Annotated in this window: 23 protein-coding genes and 2 tRNA genes; 8 read left to right on the top strand and 17 right to left on the bottom strand. The window is 69.6% G+C overall.

What is annotated here, in order from left to right; translation table 11 throughout:
- Positions 1-4: 4 nt before the first annotated feature.
- The 5 genes from JRZ79_RS17805 to JRZ79_RS17825 form a co-directional block, all read right to left on the bottom strand.
- Positions 5-1,249 carry an ATP-binding protein gene (locus JRZ79_RS17805; protein ID WP_205252688.1) on the bottom strand — a complete coding sequence of 415 codons (1,245 nt, stop codon included), beginning with the start codon at positions 1,247-1,249 and terminating at the stop codon, positions 5-7.
- A gap of 123 nt (positions 1,250-1,372) precedes the next feature.
- A complete protein-coding gene (locus JRZ79_RS17810) occupies positions 1,373-1,582 on the bottom strand; it encodes a hypothetical protein (protein WP_205252689.1) in 210 nt (69 codons plus the stop codon).
- A 36-nt stretch (positions 1,583-1,618) separates the two neighbouring features.
- Complete coding sequence (locus tag JRZ79_RS17815; protein WP_012289290.1) at positions 1,619-1,972, bottom strand: nucleoside triphosphate pyrophosphohydrolase; 354 nt, start codon at positions 1,970-1,972, stop codon at positions 1,619-1,621.
- A 38-nt stretch (positions 1,973-2,010) separates the two neighbouring features.
- On the bottom strand, positions 2,011-2,475 hold the full coding sequence (locus JRZ79_RS17820; RefSeq protein ID WP_010902865.1) for a peroxiredoxin: 465 nt from the start codon (positions 2,473-2,475) through the stop codon (positions 2,011-2,013).
- Between the two features lie 78 nt (positions 2,476-2,553).
- Positions 2,554-3,930, bottom strand: coding sequence for an NAD(P)/FAD-dependent oxidoreductase (locus JRZ79_RS17825; RefSeq protein ID WP_205252690.1), 1,377 nt, complete (start codon positions 3,928-3,930; stop codon positions 2,554-2,556).
- A gap of 136 nt (positions 3,931-4,066) precedes the next feature.
- Here JRZ79_RS17825 and JRZ79_RS17830 point away from each other — a divergent pair, with 136 nt between their 5' ends.
- Complete coding sequence (locus JRZ79_RS17830; protein ID WP_010902867.1) at positions 4,067-4,273, top strand: hypothetical protein; 207 nt, start codon at positions 4,067-4,069, stop codon at positions 4,271-4,273.
- Positions 4,274-4,288: 15 nt separating this feature from the next.
- Here JRZ79_RS17830 and JRZ79_RS17835 read toward each other — a convergent pair whose 3' ends face one another.
- The 6 genes from JRZ79_RS17835 to JRZ79_RS17860 all read right to left on the bottom strand — a co-directional run bounded on the left by JRZ79_RS17835 (position 4,289) and on the right by JRZ79_RS17860 (position 9,510).
- On the bottom strand, positions 4,289-4,924 hold the full coding sequence (locus JRZ79_RS17835; RefSeq protein ID WP_205252691.1) for a class II aldolase/adducin family protein: 636 nt from the start codon (positions 4,922-4,924) through the stop codon (positions 4,289-4,291).
- Between the two features lie 2 nt (positions 4,925-4,926).
- Positions 4,927-5,625, bottom strand: coding sequence for an HAD family hydrolase (locus JRZ79_RS17840; RefSeq protein WP_205252692.1), 699 nt, complete (start codon positions 5,623-5,625; stop codon positions 4,927-4,929).
- A gap of 43 nt (positions 5,626-5,668) precedes the next feature.
- Entirely contained in the window at positions 5,669-6,919 is a 1,251-nt protein-coding gene (gene gdhA2, locus JRZ79_RS17845) for a glutamate dehydrogenase GdhA2 (RefSeq protein ID WP_205252693.1), read from the bottom strand.
- Positions 6,920-7,023: 104 nt separating this feature from the next.
- On the bottom strand, positions 7,024-8,319 hold the full coding sequence (locus tag JRZ79_RS17850; protein WP_205252694.1) for a 5'-deoxyadenosine deaminase: 1,296 nt from the start codon (positions 8,317-8,319) through the stop codon (positions 7,024-7,026).
- Between the two features lie 65 nt (positions 8,320-8,384).
- On the bottom strand, positions 8,385-8,825 hold the full coding sequence (locus JRZ79_RS17855; protein WP_205252695.1) for a hypothetical protein: 441 nt from the start codon (positions 8,823-8,825) through the stop codon (positions 8,385-8,387).
- A 52-nt stretch (positions 8,826-8,877) separates the two neighbouring features.
- Positions 8,878-9,510, bottom strand: coding sequence for a helix-turn-helix domain-containing protein (locus JRZ79_RS17860; RefSeq protein WP_136361425.1), 633 nt, complete (start codon positions 9,508-9,510; stop codon positions 8,878-8,880).
- 83 nt (positions 9,511-9,593) lie between these two features.
- Between JRZ79_RS17860 and hutU the strand changes: the two genes are divergently transcribed.
- The 5 genes from hutU (at position 9,594) to JRZ79_RS17885 (ending at position 16,172) form a co-directional block, all read left to right on the top strand.
- Positions 9,594-11,360, top strand: a complete 1,767-nt coding sequence (gene hutU, locus JRZ79_RS17865; protein ID WP_205252696.1) for a urocanate hydratase — start codon at positions 9,594-9,596, stop codon at positions 11,358-11,360.
- Positions 11,360-12,280: a formimidoylglutamase gene (gene hutG / locus JRZ79_RS17870; RefSeq protein ID WP_205252697.1), complete on the top strand. Its 921-nt coding sequence runs from the start codon at positions 11,360-11,362 to the stop codon at positions 12,278-12,280. The genes hutU and hutG overlap by 1 nt, the downstream gene beginning before the upstream one ends.
- A complete protein-coding gene (gene hutI / locus JRZ79_RS17875) occupies positions 12,277-13,530 on the top strand; it encodes an imidazolonepropionase (RefSeq protein WP_205252698.1) in 1,254 nt (417 codons plus the stop codon). The genes hutG and hutI overlap by 4 nt, the downstream gene beginning before the upstream one ends.
- Positions 13,527-15,104 carry a histidine ammonia-lyase gene (gene hutH, locus JRZ79_RS17880; protein WP_205252699.1) on the top strand — a complete coding sequence of 526 codons (1,578 nt, stop codon included), beginning with the start codon at positions 13,527-13,529 and terminating at the stop codon, positions 15,102-15,104. Before hutI ends, hutH begins: the two co-directional genes overlap by 4 nt.
- Positions 15,105-15,419: 315 nt before the next feature.
- A complete protein-coding gene (locus JRZ79_RS17885; RefSeq protein ID WP_205252700.1) occupies positions 15,420-16,172 on the top strand; it encodes a ribonuclease H-like domain-containing protein in 753 nt (250 codons plus the stop codon).
- A gap of 36 nt (positions 16,173-16,208) precedes the next feature.
- Here JRZ79_RS17885 and JRZ79_RS17890 read toward each other — a convergent pair.
- The 4 genes from JRZ79_RS17890 to JRZ79_RS17905 all read right to left on the bottom strand — a co-directional run bounded on the left by JRZ79_RS17890 (position 16,209) and on the right by JRZ79_RS17905 (position 18,680).
- Positions 16,209-16,282 (bottom strand) — tRNA-Thr (locus JRZ79_RS17890).
- Between the two features lie 11 nt (positions 16,283-16,293).
- On the bottom strand, positions 16,294-16,776 hold the full coding sequence (locus JRZ79_RS17895; RefSeq protein ID WP_205252701.1) for an N-acetyltransferase: 483 nt from the start codon (positions 16,774-16,776) through the stop codon (positions 16,294-16,296).
- Complete coding sequence (gene pgk, locus JRZ79_RS17900; RefSeq protein ID WP_136361431.1) at positions 16,773-17,969, bottom strand: phosphoglycerate kinase; 1,197 nt, start codon at positions 17,967-17,969, stop codon at positions 16,773-16,775. The genes JRZ79_RS17895 and pgk overlap by 4 nt, the downstream gene beginning before the upstream one ends.
- A gap of 102 nt (positions 17,970-18,071) precedes the next feature.
- Positions 18,072-18,680, bottom strand: coding sequence for a CBS domain-containing protein (locus tag JRZ79_RS17905; RefSeq protein ID WP_231546360.1), 609 nt, complete (start codon positions 18,678-18,680; stop codon positions 18,072-18,074).
- Positions 18,681-18,819: 139 nt separating this feature from the next.
- On the opposite strand from JRZ79_RS17905, the gene udk reads away from it, so the two are divergent.
- Positions 18,820-19,497: a uridine kinase gene (gene udk / locus JRZ79_RS17910; protein WP_136361433.1), complete on the top strand. Its 678-nt coding sequence runs from the start codon at positions 18,820-18,822 to the stop codon at positions 19,495-19,497.
- Between the two features lie 57 nt (positions 19,498-19,554).
- Here the strand turns inward: udk and JRZ79_RS17915 are convergent, their stop codons facing one another.
- Both JRZ79_RS17915 and JRZ79_RS17920 read right to left on the bottom strand, forming a co-directional pair.
- Complete coding sequence (locus tag JRZ79_RS17915; RefSeq protein ID WP_010902883.1) at positions 19,555-19,878, bottom strand: DUF5785 family protein; 324 nt, start codon at positions 19,876-19,878, stop codon at positions 19,555-19,557.
- Positions 19,879-20,176: 298 nt separating this feature from the next.
- Positions 20,177-20,259: transfer RNA gene (locus tag JRZ79_RS17920), tRNA-Ser, on the bottom strand.
- Positions 20,260-20,567: 308 nt separating this feature from the next.
- Here JRZ79_RS17920 and orc8 point away from each other — a divergent pair.
- Positions 20,568-21,761 carry a DNA replication protein Orc8 gene (orc8, locus tag JRZ79_RS17925; RefSeq protein WP_010902884.1) on the top strand — a complete coding sequence of 398 codons (1,194 nt, stop codon included), beginning with the start codon at positions 20,568-20,570 and terminating at the stop codon, positions 21,759-21,761.
- Positions 21,762-21,817: the final 56 nt, after the last annotated feature.

Below are 21,817 nucleotides of genomic sequence, written 5' to 3' on the forward strand. Positions count from 1 at the left end.
GTGGTCAGTCGCTCACGGTGGGCGGATCGACCGGCCGCCGGACGGTGCGTGACGGCGACTCGGCGTCCCGCGGCAGCGCCACCTCGAAGGCGGTGCCGCCGAGGTCGCTGTCGGCGACGGTCACCGTCCCGCCGAACGTCCGCACGGCCGTGTGCACGATGTTCAACCCCGTTCCGACCGGCCGGTGCTGGAAGAACGACTCGCTGTCCGAGACGTCCAGGCCGGGGCCGTTGTCCGCGACCCGCACCGTCACCGATTCGGCCTCGACCGCGACCGAGACTGTGACCCGAGGCGTCGGGGCGTCGTTGTGCTCGACGGCGTTGGTGATGAGGTTCCGGAACACGGAGTTCAACAGCTCGTTGCCCCGAACCCGGCACGGCGGTGACGGGAGGTCGGCGCTGACCTGCGCGTCCGGGTACGACTCCGTGACCCGCGCCACCTCACTGTCGAGCAGCGTGACGACGTCGATCGCCGCCGCGCCGTCGTCACGCGTGAGCTTCCCGACGACGTCACAGACCTCCTCGACCTTCGAGACCTGCCGGTCCGCGACGTCGAGGTGGTCGCGGACGGCCTGGGCGTCAGTCTGGCGGCGCGCCAACTGCAGGCGGCCGCTGAGCACGTTCACCACGTTGGGAACGTCGTGGCTGACGAGGTAGTTCAGGAGCGTGGAGCGCTCCCGGTCGGCCGTGATGCGGTCGATGTACCGATCCAGGCTCGCGGTCATGCGGCGCAGGGACGCGCCGAACCGCCCGGGAAGCGAGGTTTCGAGGACGGCCGCGTCGAAGTCGTGGTCGGCGAGCGCTTCGGCCTGCGCGGCGACCACCCGGAGGTGGCTGTGCATCGCCGCGAAGTCGTCGACGAGCGCGCCGATCTCGTCCTGTTGGCCGTCGGCGCGGGGCGGGTCACCGGCCGCGAGGTCGCCCTCCGCGATGTGCGTGGCCGCGGCCTGCAGCCCGGTCACGGGGTCGACGATGTCCCGTTCGACGACCAGCACGGTGTTGACGAGCGCCAGGGTCGCGCCCACGACGAGCACGCCGACCGCCGTGATGCGTGCCGGCCCCGAGAAGTACACCGGCACGACGACCTGGGCAAGCGACACCGCGAACTGGATCGTGACCGCCAACAGGATCTTCGCACGGACGGAGCTGGCGACGCCGACTGCGTCCATCGTCCACCAGATGAACGACTCGTAGCGCCGCCAGAACCGGTGCAGTACGTCCGAGGTGGTGGTGGGCTGTGTGTGAGACATGTCTACTGTGGGGTGGGCGGGTGCCGCCCGGTACCCCTGGCAATCCTCGCCCGGAACATGTACGTGGAAGCTAATTATCGGTGCGTGGGAACGTGGGTGCCCGTAGCGGGCGCTGGGTTCCGGTCAGTCGCGGAACTCGGCGGCCACCGCGAGGGCGTCGTCCTCGGTTGGGGCTGTGGTGCGTTCGTACGTCGAGCCGTCGGGGGCTTGGGTCAGGCGCTCGTACGTCACCGCCCAGTCGCCGCCGGCGGTCCGGCGTGCGCGAACGATGGCGTTGCCGTCGGCGCGCTCCCACTCGCGGCCGGTCTGGCGGGTGACTTCGGTCCAGTCCATGGACACGGATACACCCCGAGGATGGTAAGCGCGGCGTTACTCGGGCTCCTCCCAGTCGGCGTGTTTGTGCTCGGGGGTCGGTTCGACGCCGTCCAGGACGATCCCCTCGACGAAGCCGCCGCGCTCGTCGCTTTTCGCGGCGCGCATGTCCTCGAGATAGTCGCGGTCGATGTCGCGGGCGGCACAGATCGCGTCGACGACGTCCAGCACGTCGCCGATCTCGGCGATGGCGCGGCTCTCGGCGAACTCCGTGGCCTCTTCGAGGAGTTTGTCCGCGAGGCGGTCGCGGTATTCCTCGCCCGACGCGCGGTGCGTGACTGGCGTCTCTCCGTCCTCGCGGATGGCGTCAGGCACCTCGTCGCGCACCAGTTTGTCGTGGTCTCGGCTCACAGCCTGGGTGTCGGGCACATGGAAGAAAACGGTGTCGACTACGCGGCGTCCTCGATGGCGGCCAGCACCTCGTCGGCGTGCCCCTCGGGGTCGACGCCCTCGAAGGCGGCGGTGATCGTGCCGTCGGGACCGATGACGTACGTGTTGCGAAGCGTCACGTCCATCAGTTCGCCCGTGATCTCCTGTTCGTCGTAGGACTCGTAGGCGGTCGCCACCTCGCCGCCGGCGTCACTCAACAGATCGAACGGCAGGTTGTACTTGTCTTTGAACGCCGCGAGCTCCGAGACGGGGTCGTCGCTGATGCCGACGACGGGCACGCCGGCGTCGTCGTAGCGCCCCCAGTTGTCGCGGAACTCGCAGGCTTCGCTCGTGCAGCCCGGCGTGTCGGCGCGTGGGTAGAAGTAGACAACGACGTGTTGGCCCGCGAACGACGAGAGCGACACCGTCTCGTCGTCCTGGTTGGCAAGCGAGAAGTCGGGTGCGGTGGTACCTTCGGATAGCATACGCTGGGGGTTTGGGTCCCGACAGGGAACCAGTTACGGAACCAGCGAGCGGGTGGTCAGCGCTGCGACATCACGCCGTTACAGCGAGTAATCCGACGCGTGCAGACTCACGTAGCGGCCGTTGCGCAGCCCGAACTTCGCTTTCCGGTATTTGCCGTAGAGCTTGAGCCCGCCGGCGGCCGAGCGCGCACTGGACTTGGAGATGACGCTGCCGGTGTCGGTGGCGTCCAGCATCGATCGCGTGATGCGGATCGTGTCGTCCCAGTCGTCGGGGCCGAACGACCCGACGATGTTCGCCATTGCGACGTTGCGTTTCACCTCGTCGCCGATGGCGTCGTGCCAGGCGTCGTTGTACTCCTCGAGGCTCTCCGTGGCCGCCAGCCGCCCGGCAAGCAGGCCCGTCCGGTGGGCGACGTGGTCGCCGCCCTCGTGGAACGCCGAGGTCGCGCCCATCGCGCCGCCGGTGACGGCGATGCCCGCCTCGACCGGTGATTCGATGGGTTGCGTCGACGAGATCGGGTAGGTTTCGGTGCCGCCGGCTTTGCCGTGGTCGTCGACGATCGGAAACGCCGTGTCGATGTCGTACTCGTCGCCGTACACCTCGGTGAGGAAGCGGCGGATGTACTCGCTGCCGGACGGGATCTTGTCGTCGTCCGCGCGCAGCAGCCGCCAGTCGTCGGGGTCGAAGTCGGCGATGTCCAGGCCGATGGGCATCGTCAGTCCGACCCGGGCGACGTTGCCCTGGTTCGGGAACACCCAGGGGTAGGCGGTCTCGCCGGGCATCCATCCCCACCAGAACTTCAGGGAGGCGTCGTCGAAGACGTCGTCCGGGAACTGGCGGTACTCCTGGTACGCGATGTGGTTGGCGTCCGGCGGGCTGAGCACCGTGCTGGCCTGCGTGTCCGCGGGCAACAGGGGGTCGAGGACGCGCATGGTGATCTGACGCTGGGGGCCGTCGGCGAGCACGAGATACTCGGTGGTGACTGTCTCCCCACCACCGAGGTGGAGGGTGTGCTCGTGGCCGTCACCGTCGATGTGTGAGTCCACCGTCTTCACCGTGGTGCCGGCCTCGTAGCGCGCGCCGGCTGCCTCGGCGCGATCCCGGAGCCAGTCGTCGAAGCGGGCGCGATGGAAGGTGAACCCGAAGGCGTCGTAGTCGTTGTCGATGCCGGTCCGGTCGACGGTCACGCGCTCGGTGGGCCCGATGAACTCGGCGTCGGCCAGGTCGTGTTCGATCACGTCGTCGGGGATGTCCGCGACATCGAGGCCGGCGACGTCCAGCCAGTAATCCAGGAAGCCGGCTGCGTCCGTCGAGTCGGGGCCGAGGCGGTCGCGGTCACTTCGGGGCACGCCCTTCTCGTAGACGACGGCGTCAGCGCCTGCGTCGGCGGCCGCGTACGCAGCGGTCGACCCCGCTGGCCCACCACCAACCACGGCGACATCCACGTCAGTCATGTCTCTATGGTCACCGCGCCGCTGTTATAGTACTTCGAGTTTCGGGCTCGTGTGCGGGCGTTCACCACAACACACTGTGTGAGCGGGCGTGAGAAACACCCGAACAAATATAGCCAGTCGAACACGACAGCGAGACATGGACGTGGTGGGAGTGGGCTACGAATGCATCCGGGCGTACGTCTACGGGCTGGTGACGGCGACCACGGGCGGGGCCGTGTGGGTGGGCGCGCCCGACGTGACTGCGTCCCCGCGGATCGCGTCGGCGTGGTTCGCGGTTGCCGGCTTCGGGATGCTCGTGGTCGCGATGCTGACACTCACGCATTTCGCGAACCGGGCGCTGTGAGCCGCTGACGGTGGCTCAGTCGCCGCCCTGCCCGTAGGACTGGAACCGGCGCTCGACGGCGGCCAGTTGGTCGTCGGTGAGCGTGTCCGGGTCGCCGTGGCGGCGCGCCCGCAGATACACCTTGCACAGCTCCTCGACGTGGATGGTGTTCTCGACGGCGTCGGCCAGATCGTCGCCGACGACGACGAGGCCGTGGTGGGCGAGGATGCAGGCGTCGCTGTTCGCGTCGGCCATCTCCGTGACGACGAGTTCGGCCAGATCGTCGGAGCCGTAGGGCGCGTACTCCGCGACCGGGACGCGCCGCCCGACCGCCGTGATCATGTAGTGGATCGGGGGGAGTTCGTCGCCCAGCACCGCCAGTGTGGACGCCCACGGCGAGTGCGTGTGCACGATCGCGCCCGCGTCAAGGCGCTGGTAGATGCCCGTGTGCATCGGGACCTCGCTGGTGGGCGTCATCTCGCCGGCGACCACGTCACCGTCGAGGGTGACCACGGGCACGTCGCTGGCGTCGAAGCCGTCGTAGGGGACGCCGGTCGGCGTCGCGGCGAACCGGTCGCCGTCGCGAACGCTCAGGTTCCCGGTGCGGCCGGGCGTGAGGTCACTCAGTGCCGGTGCGTAGTCCACCACGTCGACGCGTTCACGGGCGAGCATGGTTACAGTACCACGTCCGTTACGTCCCGGAACGATTCAATCCTGTGGTCGGGCGATTCGCGGCCGGTCAGCCCCGTGCGGTCGTTGTTGCACAGCACGCTCGTCAGCCCGACGCCGTTCGCGCCCACGACGTCCGACGCCACCGAGTCGCCGACCATCACTGTGTCCGCGGGTGCGACACCGAGGCGCGCCAGCGGCACGGTGAACATCACGCTCGCGGGTTTCTCGCGACCGACCTCCTGGCTGGTGAGCACGCAGTCGACGCGGTCGGCCAGCCCCGTAGCCGCGAGCTTCCGCAGCTGCACGCGCGTCGTCAGGTTCGTCACCACAGCTACGTCCAGGCCGGCGTCCCGAAGACGATCTAGTGTCTCTCGAACGCCGTCGAAAAGCGACAGCGCGTCGATGTAGGCGTCCCAGTAGGCGTCGGCCAGCGCCAGCGCGTCGGCCGCGTTGGGGGTGCCCGCCTGCAGTTCGATCGCGCGCTTGAAGTAGAGGCCGCGGTCGTGGGCGCTTGCGGTTTCGGAAACCTCGCGTTTGACCGCGGCGCGCGCCCGGGAGTACAGCGATTCGAACGCCGCCCGCGAGACGTCGTAGCCGCGGTCGGTGGCTGTCTCCCAGGCCGCCTGTTGGCCCGCCTCGTTGCACGGCTGGTAGGGGTAGAGGGTGTTGTCGAGGTCGACGAACACCGCCTCGTGGCTCATGCCCCGGGCTGTGAGGGCAGCGGGGTTAACTCCTCGGGTTGGGTTACGGGAACAGCCCGCGGAACTCGTGGGCGTCCGCGCTGCGCTCCAAGGCGATGGTGTAGGCGGCGGTGCGCAGCGTCGGGATGTTGCGGTCCTCGTAGGCCACCAGCATCTCGTCGAAGGCACCCGTGAGCCGCTGTCGGAGGTCGCGGTTGACCTCCTCGACGTCCCAGGAGTACTGCTGGCTGTTCTGCACCCATTCGAGGTACGAGACGATGACGCCGCCGGCGTTCGCGAGGATGTCCGGGACGACGGGGACGCCGCGGTCGCTGAGGACTTGGGCGGCGTCGAAGGTCGTCGGGCCGTTGGCGGCTTCCACGATCACGTCGGCCGCGAGGCGTTCGGCCACGTCGACGGTGATGACGTCCTCGATCGCGGCGGGGATCAGGGCGTCGACGTCCAGCGTGAGGAGGTCGTCGTTGGAGATGGGGTCGGCGTCGTACCCCTCCAGGCGGCCGCCGTTGGCGTCAGCGTACGCCTGCACGTCGGCGATATCGAGCCCGGTTGGGTCGTGGATCGCGCCGGTCACGTCCGAGACGGCGACGATGTTCGCGCCGCGCTCGGAGAGCAGATCGGCCGTGACGCTGCCGACGTTTCCGAAGCCCTGGATCGCCACGTCGGCGTCCTGGATGTCGGTGTCGAAGTATTCGAAGGTCTCCTCGGTGATGATGGAGACGCCGCGGCCGGTGGCCTCCACGCGGCCGTCGGTGCCGCCGATCTCGGGGGGTTTGCCGGTGACGACTTCCGGAACCGCGTACCCCTGGTAGACGGAGTAGGTGTCCATGACCCACGCCATCGTGCGGGGGTCGGTGTTCATGTCGGGCGCGGGGATGTCCGTCTCCGGGCCGATCATCCGGCGGATGCCCTCGGTGTAGCGGCGGGTGAGCTGCTCGATCTCGTTGTCCGAGAGCTCCTTGGGGTTGCAGACGATGCCCCCCTTCGCGCCGCCGAACGGCAGGTCGACGAGCGCGGTCTTCCAGGTCATCCAGCCGGCCAGCGCGGACACCTCTTCCTCGGAGACGGTCGGGTGGTAGCGGATGCCGCCCTTGTAGGGGCCGCGTGCGCTGTCGAACTGGCAGCGGTAGGCGTCGAACACTTCCACGCTGCCGTCGTCCATGCGCACCGGGAGACTGACGGACAGCGTTCGCTCGGGGGACTTCAGTCGCTCGTAGATGCCGTCGTCGATGTCAACGTACTCGCGCGCCTGCTCCATCTGCGCGAGCATATTCTCCAGCGGACCACTCTCGGTCATGTCCCCGCAAAATCTGTCGTGGTTGAAGTACGTCTCGGCTTGGAACGGGTGTGCCACGGGCAGCCATACCGCAACGCTGCGTGTCGGCCCGGGCGGCCGGCGGGTCAGAGTTCAGCGGCGAACTCGCGGGCGCGCTCCCGGATCGCGGGAGCGTCCATCCGGACGTGGGCACCGTCCCGGTAGAGCACGTCGCCAGCAACCATCGTGAGCGTCACGTCGTCGCCGTGGGCGGCGTACACCAGATGGGAGTACGGGTCGTGGATCGGCGTCGAGCGCGCGGCGTCGGTGCTGAGGCCCACGAGGTCCGCCGTCCATCCCTCCGCGATCCGCCCCACGTTCTCGAAGCCCGCGGCCTTCGCGCCGTTGTGCGTCGCCATCTCGAAGACGCTGCGGGCGGGCAGCGCGGTCGGATCGAGGGCGTCGACTTTCCCCAGGAGGCTGGCCTGGCGCATCTCCGCGAACCCGTCGAGGGTGTTGTTGCACGGCGGGCCGTCGGTACCGAGCGCGACGTTGATCCCGCGCTCGCGGTAGTCCGCGACGGGCGCGACGCCCGACGCCAGTTTCATGTTCGAGGACGGACAGTGCGTGACGTGCGTGCCCGTCTCCGCGAGCAGCGCGCGCTCGCTGTCGTCGGTCCACACGCAGTGTGCAAGCACCACGTCCTCGCCGGTCAACCCGACGTCGTCCAGCCAGTGGATGTTGCGCTTGCCGGTCTCGGCTTCGACGGTCTCGATCTCGCCCTGGTTTTCGCTTGCGTGCGTGTGGATGCGAACGCCGTACTCGTCCGCGAGCGCGCGGCAGCCACGCAGACACGCTTCCGTACACGAGACCGCAAACCGCGGGGTGATCGCGTACTGGATGCGCCCGTCACAAGCGCCGTCCCACTCGCGGATGAGCGCCTCCGTCTCGGCGAGCGCCGCGTCGGTGTCCTCCTGGAGGCCGTCCGGGGAGTCCTTGTCCATGAGCACCTTCCCGAGGCGCGCGCGCACCCCGCTGTCGGCGGCCGCCCCGAACGCCTCGCCGGCGTGATCGACCGAGAGGTGATCGACGACGCCGGTGGTGCCGGATTCGACGAACTCCAGATACGCCAGGTCGGCCGCCGCCCGCATTTCGGCGGCGTCCAGCCCCGCCTCCATCGGGAGCACGTGGTCGAACAGCCAGTCCAGCAGCTCCTGGTCGTCAGCGATCCCGCGGCCGAGGCTCTGCACCGAATGCACGTGGGCACCCACCAGCCCGGGCGCGAGCACGTCCACGTCGATCCGCTCGTGGTCGGGGTAGGCGTCCGCCAGCGCGGCGCGGTCGCCGACCGCCGTGATCCGGTCGTCAACAACCACCACGCCTCCGTCCTGGAGCACGCGGTCCGCGTCCTGCACTACGGTGTCGGCGGTCAGTAGCGTCATTCCCTCATAGCGTACGCCGCCGCGCACGCTAAGGCGTTGTGATTCGGGTGGTGGTCGCGGCCGCCTCAGTCCCGGCGTGCCGCCCGCGTCGTCGCCACCATCCAGCCACCCAGGTACCCCCCGGCGGTGAACGCCGCGGCGACGAGCAGCGCCGCGACCGCGGCGACCGCCCGGGGTGCGGTGCGCACCAGCCGGCCAGGGATCGGCGCGGTCGCGAGCACGTAGTGGAGTTGGTGGAACACGCCCACGGTGTCGCCGTACAGCACCGTCCACCAGAACGCCACGCCGACACCGACGCCGGCGCTAGCGCCGGCCGCGGTCGCGGTCCGCAGGGGGTGGTGTGTACCGAGCGCGGCCGCGACGTAGCCGCCGATGAGGCCGGTGGTGCTCACGCGGAACGCCACCACCACCGCGCCCGGGTGGTGGGGGCTGAGCTGGCCGAACGTCCCGAGAATGGCGGCCTGCGCGAGCACGCCGCCGAGAACCACGCCAGCGAATCGACGCACACACCGGGCTGGGTGTGCGGGCCGCAGAAGTGTTGTGGTATCGGGCCCGCCGTTAGTCGCGGACGGCGGCCCGCGCGAGCTTCCCCTCGGCGCGCCGCAGGTGTTCTTCGAGCGTGGACCGCGCGATGTCGAACCGGTCGGCGAGGGCGGCGGTGGTGGTTTCGCGGGGTCGCTCGTAGTAGCCGGCGTCGACGGCGGCGCGAAGCACGGCGGCCTGGCGGGCTGTCAGATCGGCCGCCTGGGTGCCTGGGGCCGCGCTGGCGGGCGCGCTCACCTCGCGTTTGTCCGCGACCGTGATCTCGTAGTCCGCGCGCAGGGCGTGATACACATCGGTCAGTGCCGCCGGCGAGAGCGCGAGCACCTGGAGGTGTTTCTGGCCGTCATCGTAGGTCAGCGGTGGCACGAGCAGGCAGCCGTGAGCGGCGAGCGTGTCCTCAACGCCGTCGGCGGTCGCCGCGCGCAGGCACGCCTCGGTCACAGCAACCGTGGTGTCGCCTTCGGTGACGCGATCGCGGATGCCGACGCGGGCGTCGACGGCGGCGAGCACGCGCGCCACACCGCCGCCGCTGATCTCCAGGAGGTCGCAGTGGTCGTTGCACCACAACTGCATGCGCGCGTCGGTGTTTGCGGTGGCGGCGGCGTACGCGCTCCCGGACCCGGCGAGCCGGAGCGTCGCTTGCTGCATACGCCCAGCCCACAGCGACCACGCATAAACGACCCGTCTAGTGGCGGGTGTAGCGTCATGATCACGCGCGCCGAGTGTGCTGTATGGACACACCAAACGCGGCGGCGGAGACGAGCGAGCCGTCCGCCCAGTGGCAGGCCTATCAGGGCGCACCGACCGGCACCGACATCGAGTGCGAGGGCTGGCGACAGGAAGCCGCGTTGCGCATGCTGAACAACAACCTCGACCCCGAGGTGGCAGAGGACCCCGAGAACCTCGTTGTCTACGGCGGCACCGGACGGGCCGCCCGGTCGTGGGACGCCTACGACGCCATCCTCGACGAACTCCGAACGCTTGCGGACGCCGAGACGCTGCTCGTGCAGTCCGGGAAACCGGTGGGGGTCTTCGAAACCCACGAGCGCGCGCCCAGCGTGCTCATCGCGAACTCGAACCTGGTCGGCAACTGGGCCGACTGGGAGCAGTTCCACGAACTGGAGGCCGAGGGCAAGATCATGTACGGCCAGATGACCGCGGGCTCGTGGGCGTACATCGGCACGCAGGGGATCATCCAGGGCACCTTCGAGACGCTGGCGGAGCTGGCCCGCGACCACTACCCCGACAACGACGGCCTCCGCGGGAAGATCGTCGCGACCGCCGGCCTCGGAGGGATGGGTGGCGCGCAGCCGCTGGCGGTCACGATGAACCACGGCGTCTGCATCGCCGCCGAGGTCGACGAGGCCCGCATCGACCGCCGCATCGAGACCGGCTACTGCATGGAGAAAACCGACGACCTCGGCGAGGCGATCGAGCGCTCGACAGCGGCGGCCGAGGCGGGCGACCCCTACAGCGTCGGCGTTCACGGCAACGCCGCGGACGTGCTGGAGGGGATGCTCGACCGAGACTTCGTGCCGGACGTGGTCACCGACCAGACGAGCGCGCACGACGAACTGGCGGGCTACTACCCGAGCGGGTACACCGTCGCGGACGCCGACGAGCTGCGGGAGGAGGACCCCGACGCGTACCGCGAGGCGTCGATGGACACGATGGCGCGCCACGTCGCCGCCGTCCTCGCGATGCAGGACGCGGGCGCGGTCGCCTTCGAGTACGGGAACAACATCCGTGGGCAGGTCGCCGCCCACCGCGGTGACGTGACGACAACCGCCGGGGAGTCCCACGACCCGTTCGACTTCCCGGGGTTCGTGCCGGCGTACATCCGGCCGTTGTTCTGCCGCGGGAAGGGGCCGTTCCGGTGGGTGGCGCTGTCCGGGAACCCCGCTGACATCCACCGCACTGACCGGGCCGTCACGGAGCTGTTCCCGGAGAAAGACGACCTGCACCGGTGGATCGACCTCGCGAAGGAACACGTCCAGTTCCAGGGGCTGCCCAGTCGGGTGTGCTGGCTTGGCTACTGCGCCGCGGACGGCGGCCTCACCGAGCGCGCCCGGTTCGCGGTTCGGATCAACGAGCTCGTCGATAGCGGCGAGATCGAGGCCCCGATCGTCGTCACCCGCGACCACCTCGACGCCGGCAGCGTCGCCAGCCCCAACCGCGAAACCGAGGCCATGCGGGACGGCACGGACGCCGTCGCCGACTGGCCGATCCTGAACGCACTCCTCAACACGGCGGCGGGCGCCGACATCGTCAGCGTCCACAACGGCGGCGGTGTGGGGATCGGAAACTCACTGCACACCAACAACCACGTGGTGCTCGACGGCTCGGACGCCGCCGCCGAGACGGCGCGGCGGGTGTTCACCACCGACCCCGGGATGGGCGTGATCCGGCACGCCGACGCCGGCTACGCGGACGCGCTCGTGGAGGCTGCAGCGTCCGGGGTTACGGTTCCGATGCGGGACGCGGAGCGTGAGCAGTGATGTTCCAGGACGCGACCGACTGGGCGCCCACGAGCACCGACCCACGGGACGAGCAGTTCGGGGGCGTCGTCGAGCCGGTCCCGACACCCAGTGACGCCGACGACTACGACGCCGTCCTCGTCGGCGAGCCGTACGACGGCGCGGTGATCGGCCGTCGGGGGGCGCGCGACGGGCCGTCCGCGATCCGGGAGTCGCTGGCGGGCGTGAAAACCCACCATTTCGGCGCGGGGGCCGTCTCCGGGGTGGCGGACCTCGGTGACGTCGTGCTCCCCGACGGCGACGTGGCCGACACACAGGCGGCGGTCCGCGAAGCCGCGGCCGAGGTCCACGAAACGGCGGCGCTGCCGGTGTTCGTCGGCGGCGACAACTCCCTGTCGTACGCGAACGTCGCGCCCCTCGTCGCGGCGGACAACGGCGCGGTCGGTGTCGTGAGCGTCGACGCGCACCTCGACTGCCGAGCGGTCGGTGACCGTGGCCCGACCAGCGGGACGCCGTACCGACAGCTGTTCGACGCCGGGCTGGACGCGCTCGCTGTCGTCGGCGCGCGCCACTTCGAAACCACCACCGCGTACGCCGGGTTCCTTCGCGAACAGGGCGGCCGCATCGTCACGAGCGACGCCGTCGCCGCTGACCGCGACGGCAGCCTGGACGTCGCGCGCGAGGCCCTCGACGGCGTGGATCACGTCTACGTGAGCGTGGACATCGACGTGCTCGACGCCGCCTACCCGGGTGCGAGCGCGCCGACACCGGGCGGCATCCAGCCCCGGGAGCTGTTCGCGCTGGTGGAGGCGTTGGCCGCCAGCGACGACCGCATCCGCGGGTTCGAACTCGTCGAAACGGCACCCACCCTCGACACCGGCGGGCGAACTGTCGACGCCGCCGCACGGACGATCGCGCATTTCCTCGCGGGGGCGCAATGAGTAGCCTCGACGCGGTCGTGCACGGCGCGCGCGAGTTGGTCGTCGGCCCCGCTGCGGGTGGGGACACGCTCGAAACGCACGCCGACGGCGCGGTTGCGGTCGTCGACGGCGCGGTCGCCGCGGTCGGGGACACCGCGGACGTGCTCGCGGCGTACCCCGCCGAGAACGCCACCACGGCGATCGACGCCACCGGGAAGACCGTGCTCCCTGGGTTCGTTGACCCGCACACGCACGCCCTGTTCGCGGGCGACCGCAGCGACGAGTTCGCCGCGAAGCTCCGCGGCAAGCCCTACCAGGAGATCCTCGCCGAGGGCGGTGGCATCCTCCGGACGGTTGACGCCGTGCGCGCGGCCAGCGACGCCGCCCTGGTGGCGAACCTCACCGCGCAACTCGACGTGATGCTCGCCCACGGCACCACGACCGCCGAGGTGAAGACCGGCTACGGGCTGGACACGGAGACGGAGTGTCGCATGCTCGACGCCATCGCGGCCGCCGCCGCCGAGCACCCCGTCGACGTGGTGACCACGTTCCTCGGCGCGCACGCCGTGCCCGACGACACCGACGCCGACGCCTACGTCGACGCGGTGATCGCCGACCAGCTCCCGGCGGCCGCCAACGGCCCTGCGAGGTTCTGCGACGTGTTCTGTGAGGCGGACGTGTTCACCGTCGAGCAGTCCCGCCGGATCCTCGATGCCGGCCGCGAGCACGGACTCGCGCCGAAGCTTCACGCCGAGGAGTTCACCCGACTGGGGGGCGCGCAGCTCGCCGCCGACCTCGGGGCGACCAGCGCCGACCACCTCCTGCACGCCACGCCCGAGGACGCCGCCGCCCTCGCCGACGCCGGCGTGACGCCCGTGTTGCTCCCCGCGACGGCGTTCGTGCTGGACGAAGCGTACGCCGACCCACAGCAGTTCCTGGCGGCAGCGGACGACCGCGCGGGCGCGCCGGTCGCGCTCGGCACCGACCTGAACCCGAACTGTTACACCCACAGCATGGGGTTCGTCGTGTCCCTGGCGTGCAACGGGATGCGGATGGCGCCCGCGGACGCGGTGCTGGCCGCGACCGCGTGGGCCGCGAGCGCGCTCGACCGCGGCCGGGACGGCACCGGCACGCTCCGGGAAGGCACCGACGGGGACGTGCTCGTCGTGGACGCCCCGAGCCACGTACACCTGCCGTACAACCCCGGTGTGAACAACGTCGAAGCCGTGCTGACGGACGGCACGGTCGCCGTCGGGGGTGGTGGGGCGTGACCACCGAGGGCGTCGTCATCGATGGCGAATCGCTGACCCCGGCAGGCGTCGACGCGGTTGCACGACACGACGCGCCCGTCAGCATCGCCGCCGGCGCGCGCGAGGCGGTGCGAGAGTCGCGAGCCCGCATCGCGGACGTGCTCGGCGGCGACGAAGCGGTCTACGGCGTGAACACCGGCTTCGGGTCCATGAGCGACACCCGCATCGACGCCGCCGACCGGGAAGCCCTGCAGGCGAACCTCGTGCGCAGTCACGCCGCCGGTGCCGGCAGCGAGCTCGACACGGCGGCGGTGCGCGCGCTCCTGGTGACGCGGCTGAACGCGCTCGCGAAGGGGTATTCGGGCATCCGCGAGCGCGTCCTGGACGTGCTCGTGGGGCTGCTGAACGAGGGCGTCCATCCCGTGGTGCCGTCACGGGGCAGTCTCGGTGCGAGCGGCGACCTCGCGCCGCTGGCACACATGAGCCGCGTGCTCATCGGCGAGGGGCAGGCCGACGTGGCGGGCGAGCGCATGCCCGCCGCCGAGGCGCTCGCGGCGGCCGGCTTGGAGCCGGTGACGCTGCAGGCCAAAGAGGGGCTCGCGCTGATCAACGGCACGCAACTGACCACCGGGGTGGCTGCGCTGGCGCTCGTGGACGCCGAGCGCGTGCTCCGCAGTGCGGACACCGCGGGCGCGCTCACGACGGAGGTGACGATGTCCACGACGGCGAGCTGTGCCCCCGCGATCCACGAGGTCCGCCCCCACGACGGGCAGGCGGTGAGCGCGCGACACATCAGGAACCTGACCGCCGGCAGCGAGGTTCTCGACCACCACCGGGACTGCGACCGCGTGCAGGACGCCTACTCGATTCGGTGCCTGCCACAGGTCCACGGGGCCGTTCGGGACGCGCTGGACCACCTCCGAGCGGCCGTGGCGACGGAGCTCAACAGCGCGACCGACAACCCGCTGGTGTTCGCCGGCGACCGCGTGGGGCCGCGGGCCAGTGGCACCGACCGGGCGGCGGTCGTCTCCGGGGGGAATTTCCACGGCGAGGTGTTGGCGCTGCGCCTCGGATACGCCGCCAGCGCGCTCGCCGAGCTCGCCGCGATCAGCGAGCGCCGCACCGACCGCCTGCTCAACCCCGAAACCCAGGAGTCACACCTGGAGCCGTTCCTCGCCCCGGACAGCGGGCTGCACTCGGGGCTGATGATCCCGCAGTACACGGCCGCGTCGCTGGTCAACGACCTGCGGTCGCTCGGCCAGCCAACACTCGACAACGCGTCGGTGTCGGGCGCACAGGAGGACCACGTGAGCATGAGCGCGGGGGCGGCGTACAACTTCCGGGAGGCCGTCGAGAAGGCCGCCACCGTGGTTGGCGTGGAGCTGCTGTGTGGCGCACAAGGCCGGGAGTTCCTCGATCCGGGTCTCGCGCTCGGTGCGGGCACAGCCGCGGCGTACGACCTCGTGCGCGAGGTGTCCGAGCCGGTCGCCGGCGACCGGGCGCTGGCTGATGACATGGCTGCTGTCGGCGATCTCGTCCGTGCAGGGCTGGTCGAGGACGCAGTTGCGCGTGCGCTCGACGCGCCCCTCGCGTGAGCCCGCGCCGTCGGCAGTGGGCACGCAGTACACATCGCTAACACGGCACCACAAACCACACCTTACTGTGAAGGGGGAAGATTGACTATGTCCGCCGCACAACAGACATACGTTCACCGGTCAGCTTGCAGGTCCGGTGGACGTGCCTCTGACATCGGGTGGCCGCTGCCCACGGCCACTTTTGACCGACTTCACCGCCACGCGACGGCGACTCGACGACCCACCAGCGAGTGCGCCCTCGACACCGGACGCTCGGCACCACGTACCCGCCCGGAGACCGCGCTGCCTATGTGCCAGCCACCCCAGGCCGTGGATATGCGCGTGGAGAACTCGTTTCTGCCGGCCGCCGGCGTCGGCGAGCGGACCGAACGCCGCCTCTGGCAACACGGCGTCACACACTGGACTGACTTCGACGGCGACGGCCCCGGCATCGGGGACGCCACCGCCGAGAACATCTACTCGTTCATCGACGCCGCCGAGCGCGCCCTCGACGCCGGCAACACGTCGTTTTTCGCCGACGCGCTGCCGTCGGGCGAGCTCTGGCGGCTCTACGAGAACGTCGCCGACGACGTCGCCTTCTTCGACATCGAAACCACCGGGCTCGACCAGCACAGCAGCGTCGTCACCACGGTCAGCGTCCACCGCGGCGGCGACACCACCACGCTCGTCCGCGGCAGCGACCTCACCAGCGAGCGCCTACAGGCCTTGCTCGACGCGCCCATGGTGGCGTCGTTCAACGGCAAACGCTTCGACGCCCCGTTCCTCGAGCACCACTTCGATCTCTCACTGGACAGCCCCCACCTGGACCTGATGTATCCGTGCCGACGCCTGGATCTCACCGGCGGGCTGAAGCAGGTCGAACGCGACCTCGGGGTCGACCGTGCGGAGGTCGACGACGTTGACGGTCGGGAGGCGGTCCGGCTGTGGCGTCGCTACGCCGAAGACAACGATGAAGCCGCGCTCGACCGCCTGGTGACGTACAACCAGTACGACACGCAGAACCTCCAGACCATCCTCGATGCGGTGGCCGAACGCCTCCACCGGGACGTGTTCGAACCGCACGTCTAACCCGGCGCGATGGAGCGCACCAGCAACAGCGTATCAAGCCAAGGGTGGGATTTGAACCCACGAACTCTCGATTACAAATCGAGTGCTTGGACCACCCAAGCTCCCTTGGCGCACCCGGATGTTACGGGTCATCCTTTGAGTGGGTATCGTTTTCGACTGACTGCTCGAAGGTCACCCGGTGGGGGGCGTAGCCGCGGCGTTCGTACAGCCGGCGGGCGGCCGCGTTGTCCGCGAGCGCTTCGACCGCCAGCGCGTCCGCGCCCCGCGACCGGAGTTCGCGCTCGGCGTGCGTGAGCAGCGCCGACCCACGGCCGTCGCCCCGGAACCCGGGCGCAACGTAGAGGTTGTCGATGACGCCACGGGTGCGGTCGGTCTCGTAGAACCCGGTTTCGGTGTGAAACATCACGAACCCGACCGTGCGTCCGGCCTGGGTTGTGACAGCGACACCGTCGGCGTGGACGTACTGCCCGATCAGGTCGCGGGCTTGGGCGTGGTTTTCGGCGGCCAGTAGGTGCGAGCCGTGGGCGCGTTGCTCGGCGGCCAGTTGGACCCACAGCTCCGCGACGGCGTCGATGTCCGTGCCGCTGGCGGGCCGCACCGTCATCGCAGCGCCGCCACCGCGGGCAGGTCGGCGTCGGTCAGGAGGTTGATCGCGGCACCGCCGCCCGTGCTCACGTGGTCGAAGCCGGTGATGTCGAAGCGCCGGATCGCGGCCGCGGTGTCGCCGCCACCCACGATGCTGTGCTCGACTTCCGACGCCGCGTCGAAGACGCCACGCGTCCCGTCGGCGAACAGGTCGTCCTCGAAGACGCCGGCCGGTCCGTTTACCACGACGGTTTCGGAGTCCGCCAGCACGTCGGCGTACGCGTCGACGGTGTCGCTGCCGATGTCACAGACGGCTTCGTCGCCGGCCGGCGGCAGGGCGTCGGTGGAGAGTTCACACCGCGCGCCGTCGCGCTCGACGGCCACGTCGACGGGCAGGTGGAGGGCGTCGTTGTGCGCCGCGAGCAGGTCGGCCGCGCGAGCGATCTCCGTCCCGTAGTCGCGCTCGTGGATGAAGTCAGTCGACGCCCGGCCGAGATCGACACCGGTGGCCGCCAGGAAGACGTTCGCCACCACGCCGGTCACGAGTACGTTGTCGGCGAGCCCGTGGGAGAGGGCGTGTGCCGCGACTTCCACGGAGTCCGGCACTTTCGCGCCGCCGACGACGTACGTGCGTGGCGTTGGCGTGTCGGCGACGCCGCTGAGTGCGTCCAGTTCGGCCTCCATCACGCGCCCCGCGTAGGACGGGAGGACTTCCGGGAACCCGACCAGGGAGGGTTGTGAGCGGTGGGCGGCGGCGAACGCGTCGTTCACGTACGCGTCCAGCGCCGGCGCGAGGCCATCGACGAGCGCGGTGTCGGCCGCGCGCTCGGGGGCGAACGTCATGTACTCCTCGCTGTAGAAGCGGGTGTTCTCAAGCACGACCGCCTCGCCGGGTGCGAGGTCGGCGACGGCGTCGCGTGCCCCCGTGGAGAACGTCGCGTCGCAGTAGGAGACGGGCGCATCGAGGAGCGCGTCGAGGCGGTCGGCATGGCGTTCGAGGCGCGCGAACTCGTCGCCGCCCGGTCGGCCCTGGTGGGCGAGCACGGCGACGCGCGCGTCCGCAGCCAGCAGTTCGGCGAGCGTGTCGACGTGCGCGCGCAGGCGGGCGTCGTCGGCCAGCCCGCCGGCGGCCGTCAGCGGGCTGTTGATGTCGACGCGCACCCCGATCGCGCGGTTGGCCGCCGCCAGGTCGTCGAGGGTCCGTATCGCCATGTATCGGAGCCACTGCGTGTGCCTGTAAATGCGTTTCCGTACGGACAGCCGCCCCGAACGCCAGTACTCGGGACCGAGTAAAGGTGCGTGCAGGCGGCTCGTTCACAACGACCGACATTCCGTACACAGCAGCCGGCCGTTGACGCGTCCGAGCGCCGCCGCGAGCCCGCCACAGCGCTCACAGACGCCCTGCTCGGAGTACGTGTTCGCCCCCGCCGTCGTGGGGTCGCCGTCACGTGATCCGGGAGGATCGCCCGGTGCGCCGCCGGACGCACCGACCGGTGTCCGATCGGGGCCGCCGAGTGGCGGCCTGGAACCGTGGCGCTGGTCGTTGGTCGCCGCCAGCGCCGCGATCGCTTGCGCCGACGCGACACCGATCGCCTCCGCGTCGGCGTCCACGACGAGCACGCACCCGTCTCCGGTGCGCGCCATGGCGTCGATGGCGTCCGCAACCGTCGCGTCCACCGACAGCGACACCGGCGTGTCCGCCATCACGTCGGCGACGGCCATCGAATCCAGTCCGTGGCCGTCGGCGACGGCGTCAACGACTGCGTCGGCGGTGAACACGCCCGCCAGGTCGCCCGCGCGTTGCACCACCGCAGCCGTGGCGTCGTGCTCGCGAAGCGCGGTGGCGGCGTCGGGCACCGCCGCGGACGCGCTGACAGTCACGCGCGATGCTGACAGTGCCTCTTCGAGGCGCACATCTTTCATGTGCTGGTATAGCAGACCACGGTAGTAAAAGCCATGCACGGACCGCGGTGGTGGACCCAGGGCCACCGCCATGACAGCGGTGGGCGTACAGCCCGCAAAACGCTGCATTCAACACGCCTCGCCGCCGTTCGCTGTGTCAATGACCATCCCGTCGTTCGCGATCGGCATCGCCGGAGGCACGGGTGCCGGCAAAACCACGGTCGCCCGCGAGATCACCGACAACGTGGGCGAGTCGGCGACGCTGATTCCGCTGGACAACTACTACGAGGACCTCTCGGACCGCCCCTTCGAGGAGCGCGCGAACGCCAACTACGACCACCCGTCGGCGTTCGAGTGGGAGCTGCTTCGCACACACATCGACGCCTTGCTGTCCGGGCAGTCGATCGAGATGCCCCAGTACGACTTCGAGAGACACGTCCGGAAGGCCGACCGGGTTGTTGTCGAACCCACGGACGTGATCGTGCTGGAGGGGATTCTGGCGCTCTCCGACGAGACGGTCAACGACATGCTTGATCTCCACATCTACGTGGAGACGGACGCCGACGTTCGCATCCTGCGCCGCATCGAGCGCGACGTCGTCGAGCGCGGCCGCGAACTGGAAGGCGTGATGGACCAGTATCTCTCGACGGTGAAGCCGATGCACGAGCAGTTCATCGAACCGACGAAACGACACGCCGACATCATCATCCCGGAGGGCGCAAACTCGGTCGCGGTGAACCTGCTCGAAGAGAAAGTGCAGGCCGAAACCTCCGAGATGGCGGCGTGGGCCGCCCGCGACGACACGGCCTTCGAAGACGCCACCTACAATCCACAGTAGCACCCCAGCGGCTGTGGCGGGGCCGGCCGGCCCGTGTGGCCCAGCGCGCGGCGACCGTTAGGCGTCGGGGTGGTAATCGAGGAAGTCGGCGTCCTGGAGCGCAGCACCCACGGTCTTGTGGAATCCGACTTTCGTCTCGAACTCGTCGGCGTCGATGTGCTCGAAGATGTCCGCCACCGACACGACCGTCTGGTGGTTGAGCCGAACCGGGTATTCGCCGTACTCCGCGACGAACTCGGCGGCGTCAAGTGGGAAGTCTTCGCCCTCCACGGTCATCTTCGAGAGCACCGCCAGCCCGTACTTACGGCCGCCCTCGCTGCCGTGCTCGCCGTCCGGGTCGTGGACCCAGTCCCGCCCCGAGGGGTCTTCCATCTCTGCCATACTCCCTTGGTCCGCCGCTGGCCTCAAAACGGTTTCTCAATCCGGCCGCTGGTCGCGGTCCCCCACCCCAAGTCTCAAGTGTTAGTCGGCGAAACCCCAGGCCGGATTGAACAGGACCGCTCGGTCGACAGTCCGTTCCCAGTAGCGGTCGGGGCGCGACTGTGCGGCCGGCTCGCCGGCCGTGGGCGGCACGCGATCCGACTCGGCCGGGGTCAAGCGAGTGGCTCGGGCTGGGACGGGCGAGGAGCACGTCGTGTTGGCGGTGGTGCCGTAACTGCCCGCGAAGGACGTCGAGAAGCGGTGAGGCTGGGATTCGAACCCAGGAGGCGTGACGCCACCGGTTTTCAAGACCGGCGCAATAGGCCGCTCTGCCACCTCACCGCACACGACGCGATTGAACGGGGGAAGGGTTGAAACTGTCGTTGTCCGGCGAGCCCGGGGTCGGCTCTCCCACCCACCCCGTATTTCGAGTGTTTTGCGGTGCGGACACCCCACCCACCCCCCCCCACCCCGATCTGCAAATGTTCGACTGTGTGCTCCGGGGGCCACCCCCCAACGGTGGCAGGGATCGGTGACACCGTGTCATCAGTTTGCACTGCCGCGGTCCGGATCCCGACGAAACACCCGAAACAGTCGAAACACGAGAACCAAAGTGTTATGAAACGGTGGGTAGAAACTCTCGGCAAGCGATGAAGACGCCGTTCCGGGACCGCGTCGAGCTGTTCGCCAACAAGGATGTCCTCAAGGACCACTACGAGCCCGAGGAGATCCGCGAACGCGACGAGGAGATCGACCAGTACGCCAACGCCCTCCAGGATGTCGTCGACGGCTGGGAGCCTGATAACGTCTTCGTCTACGGGAAAACCGGCGTCGGGAAAACCGCGGTCACGCGGTACATGATGGACGCCCTGGAGTACGAGGCCGACGACCGGGACGGCGTCGACAGCGTCACCAGCGTCGAAGTGAACTGCCACCACCATCCGTCGTCGTATCAGGCAGCGATCGCACTCGTGAACGAGCTGCGTGGGGATACCGACAGTGACCCACTCACAACCGGGCTGTCCACCTCCGACGTGCTGAACGCGCTGTTCGACGAGATCGAAGCCCGCGAGGGCACCGTGTTGATCGTGCTCGACGAGATCGACAACCTCGACGACGACGACATGCTGCTGTACCAGCTCCCGCGCGCGAAGACCAACGGCAACATCGAGGACTCACAGGTCGCCGTCGTCGGCATCTCCAACGATTACACGTTCCGCAACGACCTCTCGCCGAAAGTCCAGGACACGCTCTGTGAGCGGGAGATCAAGTTCCCGCCCTACGACGCCAACGAGTTGGTCACGATCCTCGACGACCGCGCCGAGCGTGCGCTCAGCAGCGGCGTGCTCACGGGCGGCGTGATCCCGCAGTGCGCGGCGCTTGCGGCCCGGGACCGGGGGAGTGCGCGCCAGGCCATCGACCTGCTCCGCGAGTCGGTGAACGTGGCCATCGAGGACGAACGCGAGACGGTCACCGAGGACGACGTCGAGACGGCAGTTCGGCGCGTGGAGCGGGGTCGCATCAAGGACTCGATCAAGGACCTGACCACCCACGGGCAGTACGTTCTGTTGGCGGTGACACAGACCGCGATCGCGGACGACACCCCGGTGCGCGCCAAGGAGCTGTACGAGGTGTACGCCGACATCGCCGCGGAGTACGCCTCCGACCCGCTCAGTCAGCGCAGCGTTCACGATCACCTCAACGACCTGTCGATGTTGGGGTTCCTGCGCCAGCACGACCGCAACTACGGCCGTGGTGGCGGCCAGTTCTTCGAGTACGAGTTGGACGTCGACGCCACGATGGTCCAGGAGGCCATCGCGGACGCCGACGACGCGACCGTGTAGACCCCGGGCTGTGCTCTGGAGAAACACTCGAAATCCGGGGTGGGGGTGTTCGCCCG

Source organism: Halobacterium sp. BOL4-2, from assembly GCF_016917835.2.
Classification (GTDB): Archaea; Halobacteriota; Halobacteria; order Halobacteriales; family Halobacteriaceae; genus Halobacterium; species Halobacterium salinarum.